Genomic DNA, 14,471 nt, shown 5'->3' with positions numbered 1-14,471 from the left:
GCCCCAGACCCCGGCCACGGCCACGGGCGCGGCCCCGGTCCCGGCCTCGGGCGCGGGCGGCGGGCTCAACGGGGAGATCCGTCCCATCCTGTTCGCCGACATCGTCGCGTTCAGCGGAGCGAACCGTACCGACACCGACAGGCTGGTCGTCCGCAAGGCCCTCTATGCCGTCCTCCAGGAGGCGTTCAAGCGGTCGGGCGTCCCCTGGGACCGCGCGCACTGCGAGGACCGCGGGGACGGCGCCCTCATCGTCCTGCCCGCGGACGTCCCCGCCCATCTCGTCCTCGGCCCGCTGGCCGCGCACATCGCCACCGGGCTGCGCGTCCACAACCGGAGCGCGGCGAGCGCCGTCCGGATCCGCCTGCGGCTCGCGCTGGACGCCGGGCCGGTCACCGGGGACGCGCACGGCGTGTCCGGCAGCGCGATCATCCACGCGGCCCGCCTCCTGGACGCCGCCGAGTTCAAGCGGCGGATGGCCGGGTCCCCCGCCGAGCTCGGGCTGATCGTCTCCGGCTACGTCTACGACAGCGTCGTCAAGCACGCGCCCGGACGGGTCGACCCGTCCTTCTACCAGCGGATCGACGTCGCCGAGAAGGAGACGCGGGCGCACGCCTGGATCGCCCTCGCGGGTCAACCGGGCCCCGGGGAGCGGAGCCGCTGTGACGGCGGCCCCGCGCGCTCCGGGGCCCGCGCCGGCGACCACGCCAGAGCGGTGCGGGCGGCCCGTCCGTACCGCCGGACGCCCGACGGGGCGGCGGCGGCCCCGCGGCGCGGTTAGGCTGACGCCAGCCACCCCAGGTCTGGACGGAGATCAATGAGCGGCCGAAACCCCGCCCCCCGGCGCAGCTACGGCGGCCGCTCCGCCGAGGAGCGCCGCGCGGAGCGGCGGGAACGGCTGCTGGCGGCCGGGCTGGAACTGTTCGGCACGCGCGGTTACGCGGCGACCTCGATCGAGCGGCTGTGCGCGACGGCGAGCGTGTCCACCCGCAACTTCTACGAGGAGTTCTCCGGCCGCGAGGAACTGCTCACCGCCCTGCACCAGATCATCAACGACCGCGCCGGCGAGGCCCTCGCCGCGGCCTACGACGAGGCGCGGGACGCCGGCCTCGCCACCAGGGTCGAGCGGGCGGTGCGCGCCTTCGTCACCGTCACCGCGAGCGACCCGCGCTGGGCCCGTATCGCGTTCGTCGAGGTCATCGGCGTCAGCTCCGACCTGGAACGGCACCGCCTCGGCCGGCGCTCGCAGTGGGCCGAGACGCTGCTGGAGATCACCGCGGAGGCCGTCGCGCGCGGCGAGGCCGTCGACCGCGACTACGAGCTGACCGTGATCGCCGTCATCGGCGCCGTCAACAACCTGGTGCACCACTGGTCGGCGCGCGACGAGGACATCCCGCTGGACGACATCACCGCCGAGCTGACCCACCTCATCCTCGCGGCGGTCACCACGCCCGCTAGATGATCGGCGGGCGGCCGGTGCGGGTCATCCGCCAGGCCGTCCCCCAGGAGATCGGACGGCGCGGCCCGGCCGGCTTGCGCCAGCCCTCCGCGAACCCCTTGAACCACGGCTTGAGCGCGCTCGGCCTGCGCTCGCGCAGGACGGTCATGCCGACCCAGACGGCGAGATACGTCCACGCGAGGAGCCAGGGCAGGTTCCGGCGGGCCAGCCACACCCGGTTGCGGGCGTTGTAGCGGTAGAACATGTCGTGCCGGGTGGGCAGCACGGCCGGGTGGAACATCACCGCGGACGCGTCGTACACGATGCGGTACCCGGCGTTGAGGATCTGCCAGGCGAGGTCGGTCTCCTCGTGGGCGTAGAAGAAGTCCTCGGGGAGGCCGCCGCCCGCGTCGAACGCGGCGCGGCGGATCGCGCAGGCGCCGCCGAGGAACGTGGTGACGTCCGAGGACCGCTCGGGGTCGCCCGCGCGCAGGCGCGGGACGTGCCGGCGCTCGCCGCGGCCGCCCTCCGGGTCGCGGACGCGGAACGACACGACGCCGAGCAGCGGCTCGGCCGCGAACCGGTCGCGCAGGTAGGTCCCGAGGCGGGTGGAGCGGTACCAGCCGTCGTCGTCCAGGAACAGCACGACGTCCCCGCAGGACGCCGCCACGCCCCGGTTGCGCCCGGCGGGGATCCCCACGTTCTTCGGCAGGCTGATCGTCTTGACGCGCTCGTCGTCGAACGGCGCGGTGCCCGTCCGGTCGCCGACGGGGTCCACGCCGTTGCCGACGAGGACGACCTCCACCTCCACGTGCTCCTGCTCCAGGGCGCTGCGGACCGCGCGGGCGAGCTCCTCCGGGCGGTTGCCCATGGTGAGGACGACGACGCTCAGTTTCACTTCAGTCTCCGGGAGGCCAGGATGCTGACCAGGTGCAGCAGGGTCTGCAGCACGGCGACGGCGGCCACCGCGACCATGAGGACGCGGACCGCGGCGGGGGTGTCGGTGCCGAGCACCGCGTCCAGCGCGGCGGCGGCCAGGATCAGCAGGGACAGCTCGACCGCGCCGATGATCCGGTGGAAGCGCAGCATGGACGCGGCCTGCCGGGCCAGCGCGATGCCGGTGGAGCGGGGCCGCAGCGCGCGGTCGCCGCCGGTCGGGTCGGCGGTCAGGCCCGACTTGGCCCGCGCCACCACGACGTTATCGGTCTCCGCCTTGATCAGCGCGGCGCCGAGGGCGGCGACGAGCCCGAGCTCGGCCCAGCCGCCGTTCTCCCAGCCGCCCTGCGCCGCGAAGCCGAGGCCGATGAGCAGCGAGACCTCCGACAGGTAGTGGCCGATGCGGTCGAGGAACACCCCGGCCACCGACGTCTGCCGCAGGTAGCGGGCGACCTCGCCGTCCACGCAGTCGAGCAGCAGGTACACCTGGATGAGGACGGCGCCGCCGAGCGCCGTCCACAGCGCGGCGGTGCCGGCGGCGGGCAGCGACACCACGACGCCCGCGGCGACGCCGCTCAGCATCATCAGGTAGGTGAGCTGGTTCGGGCTGAACCCGAGCCGCAGGAAGATCCACGCGAAGTACGGGGAGAGGTCCCGCATGTAGAGCCGCCCGGCCCAGTGCTCCTCGTTGCGCCGGTCCTTCAGGCCGGGGGGCTGGCCGTACCGGCGGATGTCGGCGATGCTCGCGCCCTTGCGGTGCGGGCGCTGGTCGTCGGGCGTGCCGGGGGCGGGCCGGCCGGAACCGGCCTCCTGGTCGCGGCGCCCCGGGAGCTCAGCCTCCATGGGCCTGGACATACTCTTCCACCGCCTTGAGGGTCGCACCCCTGTCGAGGCCGAGGTGTTCCAAGATCGTATAGCGGCCGGGCCGGGTCCGCGGGGCGTACTGGACGGCCTCGGCGAACTGCTCGACCGACAGGCCGAGGTCCGCGGGGAAGCGGGGCAGGCCGTGCCGTCCGAGGCACGCGAGGATCTCGGTCAGGCGCTCCGCGCCGACGCCGAGACGGGTGGCGCGCAGGTGGTAGCAGAACGCGGCGCCGATCCCGGCCAGCTCGCCGTGGTTGCCGGTGCCGGGGAACAGCTGGTCGATGGCGTGCAGGATCTCGTGATCGCCGCCGCTGGCGGGGCGGGAGTCCCCGGCGAAGGACATGGCCATGCCCGACAGTACGAGTCCCTCGGCCAGAACGGTCAGGAACCGGTCGGATTCGATCGACTCCGGCTGGTGCAGCAGCGCCTCGGCGGCGGTGCGGGCGACGGTGAGGGCCATCCGGTCGATCCGCTCGCCGCACTCCTCCGCCGCCAGCAGCCAGTCGTCCACCGCGGAGAAGTTGCTCACCACGTCGCCGACCCCGGCGCGGACGAGGCGCTCGGGCGCGGCCCGCACGTAGTCGAGGTCGACGACCATCGCCAGCGGCATGACCACGCCGAACGAGCCCTTGCCCTTGTCGTGGACGAGCGAGGCGACGGGCGAGCAGATCCCGTCGTGGGACAGGTTCGTGGCGACCGAGACCATCGGGATGCCCGACAGGGTCGCGGCGTACTTGGTCGCGTCGATCGTCCGCCCGCCGCCGATCCCGACGACGGCCTCGTAGGATCCGGCGCGCAGCTTGGAGCCGAGGGCGACGGCCGCCTCCACCGTGCCGCCCTCGACCAGGAACACCTCGCAGGACGACAGCGAGGGACGCACGTCCTCGGCGATCTGCTCGCCCTGGCCCGGGCCGACCGCGATGGCCACCCGGCCCTCGGTGACGATCCGTTTGTCGGCCAGCAGCTCGCCCAGGGCCGTGATGGCCCCGCGCCGCACGTCGATGGACAGTGGCGCGGTCAGCATCCGCGTCAGCAGGGGCATGGGCCTCCTCGCTCGGGCTCTTCGGTCGCTCGGTCACCCGGCCGCCGCGCCAGGGCGGGCTGCCCGGGCGGTGCGGCGCGCGCGCTTAGTAGCCCTTGGCGATCCGGCGGGCCTTTTCCAGATCGTCGTGGTTGTCGACCTCGACCCAGGCGACCTCGCCGATCGGCGCGACCGCGATGCGCCCGCCCCGCCCGACCAGCTCCTGGTAGCCGTCCTCGTAGTAGAGGTCGGGGTCGCGCTCCCAGGTGGCCTTGAGGGCGGCGGCCAGCGGCTCGGCCGCGGCGGGCTCGATCAGGGTGGCGCCGATGTACTCGCCGTACGCGGTGGCCGGGTCCATCAGCTTGGTGATCGTCTTCAGCCGGCCCTCGCCGTCGAGGGTCACCTTCATCTCCTCGTCGGCCAGAGTTTTCACATTGTCCACCGCGAGGAGAATGTCCGGTCCGCGACCGGACAATAGGGTCTTCTCGACACTCACGGGATGGACCGTGTCACCGTTGACCATGAGGACGCCTTTGGAGAAGTGCTCCCGAGCCAGCCACATGGAGTAGGCGTTGTTCCACTCCTCGGCCTTGTCGTTGTGGACCAGCGCGATGGACACGCCGTACCGCTCCTCAAGTGCGGCCTTGCGCTCCTCGACCGCCTCGGCGCGGTACCCGACGACGATCACCACGTCCGTCAGGCCGACCTCGGCCAGGTTGCCCAGGGCGATGTCGAGGATCGTGGTCTCGCCGTTCACGGGGACCAGGGCCTTGGGGAGGGTGTCGGTGTACGGCCGCAGCCTCCGGCCCGCGCCCGCCGCCAGCACCATGCCGATCATGCTTCCTCTTCCTCCAGGTCGACCAACACGCCGCTACCGCGCCCGGTCCGCGCCCACGCGGTGACGCTCTCGCTGCCGAACAACACGCCAAGGTAGGCGGCGAGCGCAGCGAACGCGAACGGGAGGAGCCCGGAAAGGCCCGCGAAGGCCACGACGAGCATCCGGCCCTCCCAGCCGAGTCCGGCGAGGAAGACCCGCTCTCGCGGCCAGAGTCCCTGGCGGGTGCGGTACACGGTGTCGTAGTGGTGGAACGCGAGGACGGCGATCAGCACGTAGATGAGCGGTGCCGACACTCCCTGCGCAAACCCCAGTACGGCGAGGTAACCATACTCGATCCCGCGGATTATGGGCGGTACGAGCCAGTCGATCCGTCCGCCGTGCGGGTGCGTCGAGGCCGGCCCGGTGAGGAGCAGCACGACGACGGGGGCGCCGAAGGCCGGGGTGGGCCGCGCGCCCATACCTGCCGCCAGCAACACCGCCGTGGCGAGCGCCGCGACGACGGTGCCGGGAAGCGGCGGGAGGCCACCCCCGGCCAGCCGTCCGAGGGCGATTCCCACCGGGCCGTCGTCGCGGTAGGTCCGCAGGCGCTCCTGACGCGGCGGGGCGGGCCTTCGCGGGACCGGGCCGGTCATCGGGCGAGTCATCGGACGAGTCATCGGGCGGCAGACCTCATCACCCGTCCGGCCAGGGTGTAGGCGGCGGCGACCGAGCCCCAGGCGATCAGGGCGGTGAAGGTGAGCCGGGCGTCGGCGACGGCCGCGGTGACCGCGATCAGCGCGAGCCGCTCCCCCATCGGCAGCACGATGATCTTCTTGGCCCAGTGCAGCGCCGCCACCCGGCTCGTCTGCCGGGACAGCTCCTCGGCGGACGGGAGCCGGCCCGCGAGCGCCCCGTCGGGACGCGCGGTCAGCGGGAACGGCTCGGGCGGGCCCGCGGCGGGCGGACGGCGGCGCGCCGCGAACGCGTAGCCGACCAGGTGCCGGACGGCGAGCAGCGCCAGCGCGGCCACCGCCAGGCCCCATACGTTCCCCGCGTGGACGGGGCTGCCCGGCGCCGCCGCTCCGGCCCCGACCGCGAGCCCGGCGTACACGGCGGCCTCCTTCACGCGGTCGAGCACGGCGTCCAGCCAGGCGCCGAGGGCGCTGAACGTGCGCGTGTACCGGGCGAGCTGGCCGTCCACGCAGTCGAGGACGAACGAGACGTACAGCAGCAGCGCGCCGGCGACCATCCCGGCGCGGGTGCCGTCCGAGAACCACACGGCGGCCAGCACGGCGAACCCCAGGGAGATGGCGGACACCGTGTTGGGGGTGAGCCCCCACCAGGCCGCCCAGCGCGCGAGGTACGGCGAGAAGGGGCTGACCGCGAAGGTGGCGAAGAAGCCGTCGTCGCGCTTGACCGCCGCCTCCAGGCGCACCCTGTCCTCGTCCACCGCTTCGGCCGCCTCCAGCGCCACGCGCACGGCCCGCCGGCCACCGGCGCGGACGCAGACCAGCCGCCCGGCGGGGCAGGCCGTGACCGGCACGCCCGTCCGGACGAGGCCGACGAGGAGCAGCTCGGCGGCCTCCGCCGCCTCGCCCCCGCCCGCGTCCGCGCCTGCGCCCGCAAAGGCGTTCGGACCGGCCAGGGCGCCGGGGGTCTCCAGGAGCGCGGCCAGCCGGTCGGCCAGGTCGGCGAGCGCGCCCGCGTGCCTCCGGGCGACCCGCAGCGCTCCGGGCGAGCCGGCGCCGGCGCCCGTGACCCGGTGGAACGGGGAGCCCGCCGAGGCGATCCGGTCGCCGTCCAGCCGGACGGGCGCGACCCCGTACGCGCCCCCGCCGCCCGGCCGGGGGACGGTCAGCGCCGTCGCGGGGCCCTTCGCGTCCATCAGCAGCCGGCACAGCAGCTCGTCGCTGGCCACCAGGTCGCCGGGGAGCAGCATGATGGGGCCGCCCCGGCCGTCCGCACCGTCCGCGCCCGCCTCCGCCGCCGTCCGCGCGAGGCGGGCGATCTCGCGCAGGTCGTCGGCGACGGTCGCGCACTCGACGACGTCGTGCCCGTCCTTGCGCAGCAGGGGCGCCAGATCCGGCCGGGTGATGACGTGGAGGTCCGGTACGTTGAGCGTGGCCAGCCGCCGGCACAGGCGGGTCAGCAGCGTGGGCGCCTCCCGGCCGTCCCCGCAGCGCAGGGCGGCCGAGGGGCCCGGGTCGGGCCCTCCCGCGGTCCGCCCGGTCGCGATGATCAACGCCCTGGTCATCGGCGCCTCCGGCCTCGTCGGGACAGTGCGACAAGCGCACAGAGTAGTGGTTTGATGACTCTGTGTTGCGAGAATGAGGAGAGATGGCGACGCGGACGGTTGCGGTGGTGCTCGCGGGCGGCACCGGCGAGCGCATGGGCGCCGGGCGCCCGAAGCAGCTCATCGAGGTGGGCGGGCGCACGATCCTGGGGCACTCGATCGCGGCGTTCGACGCGCACCCGGGCATCGGCGAGGTCGTCGTCGTGATGGCCTCCGGGCACCTGCGCGAGGCGGCCGCGATCGCCGCGCCGTTCCCGAAGGCGGCGGCCGTGATCGAGGGCGGCGACAGCCGCACCGCCTCCACCGTCGCCGCGCTGCGCGTCCTGGCGGGCCGTCCCGGCGAGACCCGGGTGCTCTTCCACGACGCCGCCCGCCCGTTCGTCGACGCCGCGGTCATCGGCCGCGTGCTGGACGCGCTGGACGGCCACGAGGCCGTCGCGGTGGGCGTCCCGGCCTCCGACACGATCGTGGTGGTCGAGGACGGCCTGGTCGCCTCCATGCCGGCGCGCGAGACGATGAGCCGGTTCCAGACCCCGCAGGGCTTCCGGCTCGGCGCCATCCGCAGGGCGTACGAGCTGGCCCTCGCCGATCCCGGCCTGCGCGCCACGGACGACTGCGGCATCGTCCACCGCTACCTGCCGGACGTGCCGATCCGGGTGGTGGCGGGCAGCGAGCGCAACCTCAAGGTCACCCGGCCGCTGGACGTCGTCGTCGCCGAGCACCTCGCGACGGCCGGGCACCCCGCGATGGAGGACACGTCTTGATCTTCGAGAACACCCCCACGGTCATCGGCCACCGCGGCTACGGCGCGGGCGACCTCCCGGTGCCCGGCTCGGACGCGACCGTCGCCGAGAACACCCTGCCCTCGCTGCTCGCCGCCGTCGACGCGGGCCTGTCGTGGGTCGAGATCGACGTGACGCGCACCGCCGACGACGACCTCGTCCTGCGGCACGACCCCACGGTCCCGGACGGCTCGTACCTGGTGGACCTGCCCGCCACGGCCAGCGGCCTGCCGCGCCTCGCGGACGTCCTCGACGCGCTGCCCGCCGACGTCGCGGTGGACGTGGACGTCAAGTCCGTCCTGGAGGACGCGCTGGACGACCCGTCCCGCCGCACCGGTGCGCTGCTGCTGCCGGTGCTGCGGCGGGAGGCGCGGCGCCGTCCGCTGCTCGTGACGTCGTTCGACCCGTCCCTGCTGGTCCTGCTGCGGGACGAGCTGCCCGGCGTCCCGCTGGGGCTGCTGACATGGCTGCGGTTCCCGCTCTGGCACGGCATCCCGGCCGCGGCCGGCCTGGACCTCCAGGCCGTCGGGGTGCACACCGGCTCGTGCGGCCTCGACCACCCCGACACCCGGCTGCGCCCGCTGGAGCACTGCGTGAACGTGGCGCACAAGGCAGGCCTGGAGGTCATCGCCTGGTGCCCGACCGCCGAGCGCGCGCCGGACTACGCGGCCGCCGGGGTCGACGCGATGGTCGTCAACGACGTCCCCGGCGTCCTCGCCGCCGTCGGCTGAGCCCTAGGAGCGGCCGCCGCCGCGCAGGTCGTCGCCGCCGTACATCTGGGTCCACTCGCCGGGCGCGTCGTCGTCGCCAGAGCCGCTCTGCGAGGACGGCTTGGGCTTGGACTCCTCCGCGCCGCGGGAACCGGCGGCGGGCGGAGGAGGAGGCGCTGGAGAGCCCGCAGGGGGCGCCGGCGGCGCTCCGGGCGAGTATTGGCCCGGAGGGGGCGCCTGGGGGCCGGGCGCACCCGGCTGGCCGAACTGGCCGCCGGGCGGGCCGAACTGGGGCGGCGGCTGCTGCCACTGCGGCTCCTGCCCCAGCGCGCCCTGCGGGACGTGCCCGGGTGCCGGAGGCGCGCCCATGGGACGCGGAGCGCCGGCCATGGGACCGCCAGGCGGACCCATCGGCGCGGGCGGCGGCCCGTACCGGGGGGCGGCGCCGGTCGCGGTGCGCGCCTGCCAGCGCGACGGCGCAGCGGACGCCGCGAGGAGCGCGACGCCGAGGACGAGCAGGACGCCGTAGGGACCGATGAGCTGGTAGCCGCGGTCGAGCGTCTCCGGCAGCTTCCGCGAGGTGTGCTCCAGCGACCAGCGCGGTGCCGCGATCCACAGCAGGCCCACGCCGGAGAAGAAGGCACCGGGGACCAGCGAGGCGAGCGGCGACAGCCGCGAGCCCGCCACCACCCCGATCAGGATCGCCGCGAACACCAGGGCGGCGGCGGCACCCCAGCGGCCGCTATCCCCCTGCATGAAATACCGGAAGTACCGCGTCATCCGCTCAATGCCGAACAGCAGGCTCACGGCGATCACGGGCGTCACGATCAGGCCGATGACCACGCCTATCGCGTGGCGCGCACCGTTGGACATGGCCACCTCCTCATGGTTGGCGGCATGATCCCGCCAACCTAACCCTGAGACGTCCCGGATTGCACGAGGGTTCGGGGGCGGTTTTCCCTAGCCGGATTTGGCGGGGGCCGGCTGGCCGAGCCCGGGCGGGCTCGTCAGGAAGCCCACGCCCCAGGTGAGGTGCATGGTCGCGAAGACGAGCGGGAGCCGCGCCCACGCCGACGGCGGCAGGCCCCGCCCCTCGACGGCGGCGCCCGCCACCATCGCGATGGCGTACCCGCCGGGCAGGATCCAGCCGGGCCAGAACCCGAACGCCCCGGCGACCGCGCCCGCGGCCATCGCCACCACCGCGATCGGCGGCGCCAGGTAGCGCAGGTTGAGCGTGCCCTGGTGCTCGCGGCCGACGACGCGGCGCCACCGTCCGGTGTGGAAGTACTGCTTGGCCAGCGCCCGCAGGTTGGGGCGCGGCCGGTAGGTGACCCGCATCCGCGGGGTGAAGAAGATCCGGCCGCCGCTCTGCCGGATCCGGTGGTTCATCTCCCAGTCCTGGGCGCGGGTGAACGTCTCGTCGTACCCGCCGACCCGCTCCAGCGCGCTGCGGCGGAACGTTCCGAGGTAGACGGTCTCGACCTCGCCCGCCTCGCCGCCGGTGTGGAAGCGGGCGTTGCCGACGCCGAGCTTGGAGGTCATCGCGCGGGCCACGGCCTTCTCGAACGCGGTGACGCCCTCGGCCGCCATGATGCCGCCGACGTTGTCGGCGCCCGTCTCCTCCATCGTCTCGACCGCGGCCCGGACGTAGTCGCCCGGCAGCAGCGAGTGCCCGTCCACCCGGACGATGATCGAGTACTGCGACGCCTTGATCGCGATGTTGAGGCCCTGCGGAGTGCGGCCCGTGGGGTTCGCGACGACGACGACGCGCGGGTCCTCGGCGGCCAGCCGGCCGGCGATCTCCTCGGTCCGGTCGCGGGACGGCCCGACGGCGAGCACGAGCTCCAGCTCGCCCGGGTAGTCCTGGCTCAGGATGCGCCGAACGGCGTCGGTCAGATGCCGCTGCTCGTTGAGCACGGGCATGACCACAGAGACCGCGGGCCAGGTGCGTTCACCGGCGTCGGCGCTGGGCTGCGTGCCGTGCTGCTGGGCATGCTGGGCATGGGGAGACGGATTCATGTGGGCTCGCGGGCGCACCTCCGCCGGACGGCCGGAGGGAGGCCCCCCTTCCTCTCTCTTGCTCGCTTGTCTGACGCAGCCCACGCCACCCAGATTCGCGTGCGGGCCGCCGGGGTGTGGTCAAGACGGCGCCACGTTACTGCAAGGACACGAGGTCCAGGTAGCGAACGGACGGGTGTTCCCCACTTTAGAGTGGGGGGAACCCGGGGGGCCACTCCCCGGATTCCCGGCAACACACGGCGTTCGCAAGGTCTTCGGGAGGCGGCGGCCAGCATGGCAGACGGGCACGACTCGGATCGCGGCGACGCCGACCCGCTGGAGCGCTACTTCCGGCCGCGTCCGGCGGGCGGGGCACCGGACGGGCGCGCCGAGGACGACGACGGCGACATCGAGGGCGTGACCATCGAGGGCATGCCCGCCCCGCGGGTGCCGGTGGAGGGCCGCGGCCCCCGGCGGCCGGGCCCCGGGCTGAGCCCGCGGGCCGCGGTGAGCGCCCGGCGGCAGCGCCGCTTCCTCATGGTCACCGGGACGATGTCCGCGTTCGTCCTGCTGACCTCGGGCGGGGCGTGGGCGTTCCAGAACTACGTGACCAGCGCGCTCGACAAGGTGTCGGTCGACGGCCTCGGCAAGGGCAAGGACGCGCCGAAGGGCGCCATGACGATCCTGGTGGCCGGCGTCGACCGCCGCGAGGGGCTGACCCGGGAGCAGCAGCGGGCGGCCAAGCTCGGACACGAGCCGGGCGAGCGCTCCGACACGATGCTGCTGCTGCACATCTCCCGCGACCACGACCGCGTGTCGATCGTGAACCTGCCCCGCGACTCCTACGTCACGATCCCCTCGCACAAGTCGAACGGCTCGGAGGGCGCCAAGGGGTCGGAGGTCCAGGCCCGTCCGGGCAAGCTGACGTGGGCGTACCAGTTCGGCGGGCCCGACCTGACGGTCGACACCATCAAGCGGGCCACCGGCGTGTCGATCGACCACTACGTCGAGATCAACTTCTACGGCTTCGTCAACATGGTCAACGCGCTCGGCGGCGTGGACGTGTGCACCGAGCAGCCGATCGACGACGTCAAGAGCGGCCTCAGGCTCCCGGCCGGCAAGTCCCACGTGGACGGCCTGAAGGCCCTCGGCTTCGCCCGCGCCCGCTACACCCTGACGGGCGGCAGCGACCTCGGCCGCATCGACCGCCAGCAGCAGTTCATGGCCTCGATGATGAAGCAGGCACTGTCCAGCAAGACCCTCAGCGACCCGGTGAAGTCGACGAGGTTCCTGAACGCGGCGCTGAAGTCGCTGCGCGTCGACCCGAAGCTCGCCAAGAACCTGCCCAAGCTGGCCGACCAGATGAAGAACCTGTCGACCGACAACCTGACGTTCGCCAAGGTCCCCCTGGCCAATCCGGGCTTCAACACCGTCCTGTGGAACTCGCCGACCGCGCAGTCCACCGTCCAGTGGGACGAGGGCAAGGCCCGGGACCTGTTCACCCGCATCCGGCGCGACCAGGAACTCGTCAAGCAGGCGCCCAAGCCGAGCGCCTCGCCGACCCGCAAGCCCAAGGACGAGCTGACGGTGGCACCGGACGACATCCAGGTCCGCGTCCTCAACGCGATCGGCACGCGCGGCCTGGCGACGCGGGCGGGCTCGGAGCTGACGAGGGCCGGCTTCCACGCCACGGTCGTCCCGGGCGTCGCGGGCCGGGGCCTGCGGACGACCCAGATCCAGTACGGGCCGGGCCGCAAGGAGGCCGCGCGGACCCTGGCCGCGTCGATCCCGGGCGCCAGGCTCAAGGAGGTCGGCTCGCTCGGGAGCCGGGTGCAGGTCATGGTCGGCGCCGACTGGGACGGCGCGAAGAAGGTCAAGGTCGGGGGCGCCCCGCCGGCCGTCCCCGCCAAGGACCCGGCCCTGGAGACCGGTACCGCCACCCAGAAGCTCTGCGGCTGACCCGCTCTAGAATCAAATTCTATGAATCCACCCGCAGATGCGTTCTACGAGCCGCTCGGCGGCGGCGGCTTCGCCGGCACCCGGGCCACGGCGGGCCCGTGGTCGCCGGACTTCCAGCATGCCGGGCCGGTCGCGGGCCTGATCGGACGGGCCATCGAGCGGCACGAGCCGGTCCCCGGGACCCGGGTGGCGCGGGTGACGCTGGAGATCCTCGGCCCGGTGCCGGTGGCGCCGCTCGCGGTCGCCGTGCGCGTCGTCCGCCCGGGCAAGAGGATCACCCTGCTCGAAGCGGAGATGACCCACGAGGGCCGTCCGGTCGCCCGCGCCACGGCCTGGCGCATCCTCACGGCCCCCGCGGGGCTGCCCGCGGCCGTGCACGCGCCGCCTCCGCCGCCGCTTCCCCCGTCCACGGACCCGCTCAAGGTGTGGCCGGAGGGCAACACCGACGGCTACCTGTCGGCGATGGAGTGGCGCCTGGTCGAGGGCTCGTTCGCCCGGCCCGGCCCCGGCACCGTGTGGGCCCGTGCCCGCGTCCCGCTCGTCGCGGGCGAGGCCGACACGCCGCTGGTGCGCGCCCTCGTCCTGGCCGACAGCGCGTCCGGCGTCGGCAGCCAGGTCGACCTCGCCAAGTGGATGATCATCAACACGGACCTGACCGTCGCCCTCCACCGCGACCCCGCCGGCGAGTGGCTGTGCATGGCCGCGTCACTCAGCGTGACCCCGCACGGCAGTGCCCTCTGCGAGGCGACGCTCGCGGACGGCTCCGGCGAGTTCGGTCGCGCACTCCAGACCCTCCTGGTCGACGAGCGCTGACCCCGCCCCGCCCGTTCACCGGCATCTTTGATCGACTACTCTCCGTAGTGATAGATACACAGAGAGAAGTCAAGTGCGACCGTCAGGAGTCCACAGGATGTCGACGAGAGTTCTCGCTCTGCTCGCCACGACCGCCGCCGCCGCGCTGGCCCTCACGGGCTGCAGCGGCGACGCGCGCACCACGCTCGCCGCGGGGGCGCCGTCCCCGGCCGCGAACGGGGCCGCTTCCCCGGCCGCCGATCCACCGGCGCCCGACGCCCCGGACGTCCCAGGCGTCCCGGAGGTCCCGGACGTTCCGGGCGTTCCGCCCGGGACTCCCGCGCCGTCACCGTCCGTCGCGCCGGCGCCCGCAGGCGCGCCGAAGGGCGGGCCCGCGAAGGACGGCACCGACCTGAAGGCATGTGAGGACGCGGACTGCGAGGTCCTGGTCCGCGACGGCCAGAAGATCCCGATGGACGGCAAGCGCGGCATCGAGTCGATCGATGTCCAGATCCACGGATCCCGGGTGATCCTGAGGGTCCAGGGCACCCGCGGCGGCAGGATGACCACCTCGCTCGACGCGACGTGGTCCACCGGCGTCGCCGCCTTCGACGGCGTGATGATCCGCCCGCGCCGCATCCAGGGCGACACCGTCATCCTCAAGGTCTCCCACGCCTGACCACCCGCCTCACCCAAACGCGCCCCCGGCCCCACCGGCCGGGGGCGCGCCTCCTAAACGCCGGGGCTATTTGAGGAGTTGGCGGGCCATGACCATGCGCTGGATCTGGTTGGTGCCCTCATAGATCTGGGTGATCTTGGCGTCGCGCATCATCCGCTCCACCGGGAAATCACGCGTATACCCAT

Annotated in this window: 16 protein-coding genes; 7 read left to right on the top strand and 9 right to left on the bottom strand. The window is 73.9% G+C overall.

The features are described from left to right. Together E1298_RS48640 and E1298_RS33020 are read left to right on the top strand one after the other, a co-directional pair. Positions 1 to 778 (top strand): hypothetical protein (locus E1298_RS48640; RefSeq protein WP_165975800.1); only part of this gene is annotated, 778 nt, incomplete at its 5' end. A gap of 36 nt (positions 779 to 814) precedes the next feature. Beyond that, entirely contained in the window at positions 815 to 1,459 is a 645-nt protein-coding gene (locus tag E1298_RS33020) for a TetR/AcrR family transcriptional regulator (RefSeq protein WP_131900289.1), read from the top strand. Here E1298_RS33020 and E1298_RS33015 read toward each other — a convergent pair. The 6 genes from E1298_RS33015 to E1298_RS51325 all read right to left on the bottom strand — a co-directional run bounded on the left by E1298_RS33015 (position 1,452) and on the right by E1298_RS51325 (position 7,327). Then, a complete protein-coding gene (locus E1298_RS33015; protein ID WP_131900291.1) occupies positions 1,452 to 2,306 on the bottom strand; it encodes a glycosyltransferase family 2 protein in 855 nt (284 codons plus the stop codon). The genes E1298_RS33020 and E1298_RS33015 overlap by 8 nt on opposite strands. A gap of 23 nt (positions 2,307 to 2,329) precedes the next feature. Continuing rightward, complete coding sequence (locus tag E1298_RS33010; RefSeq protein ID WP_165975799.1) at positions 2,330 to 3,214, bottom strand: CDP-alcohol phosphatidyltransferase family protein; 885 nt, start codon at positions 3,212 to 3,214, stop codon at positions 2,330 to 2,332. Continuing rightward, entirely contained in the window at positions 3,204 to 4,259 is a 1,056-nt protein-coding gene (locus E1298_RS33005) for an iron-containing alcohol dehydrogenase family protein (protein ID WP_165975801.1), read from the bottom strand. The genes E1298_RS33010 and E1298_RS33005 overlap by 11 nt, the downstream gene beginning before the upstream one ends. 103 nt (positions 4,260 to 4,362) lie before the next feature. Next, complete coding sequence (locus E1298_RS33000) at positions 4,363 to 5,094, bottom strand: phosphocholine cytidylyltransferase family protein (protein WP_131900283.1); 732 nt, start codon at positions 5,092 to 5,094, stop codon at positions 4,363 to 4,365. Next, on the bottom strand, positions 5,091 to 5,726 hold the full coding sequence (locus E1298_RS51330; protein ID WP_131900281.1) for a DUF5941 domain-containing protein: 636 nt from the start codon (positions 5,724 to 5,726) through the stop codon (positions 5,091 to 5,093). Before E1298_RS51330 ends, E1298_RS33000 begins: the two co-directional genes overlap by 4 nt. A gap of 20 nt (positions 5,727 to 5,746) precedes the next feature. Then, on the bottom strand, positions 5,747 to 7,327 hold the full coding sequence (locus tag E1298_RS51325; RefSeq protein ID WP_131900279.1) for a CDP-alcohol phosphatidyltransferase family protein: 1,581 nt from the start codon (positions 7,325 to 7,327) through the stop codon (positions 5,747 to 5,749). Positions 7,328 to 7,410: 83 nt separating this feature from the next. Here E1298_RS51325 and ispD point away from each other — a divergent pair, with 83 nt between their 5' ends. Together ispD and E1298_RS32980 are read left to right on the top strand one after the other, a co-directional pair. Further along, complete coding sequence (ispD, locus tag E1298_RS32985) at positions 7,411 to 8,130, top strand: 2-C-methyl-D-erythritol 4-phosphate cytidylyltransferase (protein ID WP_131900277.1); 720 nt, start codon at positions 7,411 to 7,413, stop codon at positions 8,128 to 8,130. Further along, positions 8,127 to 8,879, top strand: coding sequence for a glycerophosphodiester phosphodiesterase (locus E1298_RS32980; RefSeq protein WP_131900275.1), 753 nt, complete (start codon positions 8,127 to 8,129; stop codon positions 8,877 to 8,879). The genes ispD and E1298_RS32980 overlap by 4 nt, the downstream gene beginning before the upstream one ends. Before the next feature lie 3 nt (positions 8,880 to 8,882). Here the strand turns inward: E1298_RS32980 and E1298_RS32975 are convergent, their stop codons facing one another. Further along, positions 8,883 to 9,731: a hypothetical protein gene (locus E1298_RS32975; protein ID WP_131900273.1), complete on the bottom strand. Its 849-nt coding sequence runs from the start codon at positions 9,729 to 9,731 to the stop codon at positions 8,883 to 8,885. An 87-nt stretch (positions 9,732 to 9,818) separates the two neighbouring features. Next, on the bottom strand, positions 9,819 to 10,877 hold the full coding sequence (locus tag E1298_RS32970) for a glycosyltransferase family 2 protein (protein WP_131900271.1): 1,059 nt from the start codon (positions 10,875 to 10,877) through the stop codon (positions 9,819 to 9,821). A gap of 273 nt (positions 10,878 to 11,150) precedes the next feature. Between E1298_RS32970 and E1298_RS32965 the strand changes: the two genes are divergently transcribed. The 3 genes from E1298_RS32965 to E1298_RS32955 all read left to right on the top strand — a co-directional run bounded on the left by E1298_RS32965 (position 11,151) and on the right by E1298_RS32955 (position 14,286). Further along, entirely contained in the window at positions 11,151 to 12,815 is a 1,665-nt protein-coding gene (locus E1298_RS32965; RefSeq protein ID WP_131900269.1) for an LCP family protein, read from the top strand. 21 nt (positions 12,816 to 12,836) lie between these two features. After that, positions 12,837 to 13,628, top strand: coding sequence for a thioesterase family protein (locus E1298_RS32960; RefSeq protein ID WP_131900267.1), 792 nt, complete (start codon positions 12,837 to 12,839; stop codon positions 13,626 to 13,628). A gap of 97 nt (positions 13,629 to 13,725) precedes the next feature. Continuing rightward, positions 13,726 to 14,286: a hypothetical protein gene (locus tag E1298_RS32955; protein ID WP_131900265.1), complete on the top strand. Its 561-nt coding sequence runs from the start codon at positions 13,726 to 13,728 to the stop codon at positions 14,284 to 14,286. Positions 14,287 to 14,352: 66 nt separating this feature from the next. Here E1298_RS32955 and E1298_RS32950 read toward each other — a convergent pair. Further along, positions 14,353 to 14,471 (bottom strand): acyl-CoA dehydrogenase family protein (locus E1298_RS32950; protein ID WP_279499337.1); only part of this gene is annotated, 119 nt, incomplete at its 5' end.

Origin of the sequence: Actinomadura rubrisoli, assembly GCF_004349215.1 — a bacterium.
GTDB lineage: Bacteria > Actinomycetota > Actinomycetes > Streptosporangiales > Streptosporangiaceae > Spirillospora > Spirillospora rubrisoli.
The sequence above is the reverse complement of the archived record's forward strand: the minus strand, read 5'-3'. Positions and strand labels throughout refer to the sequence as shown.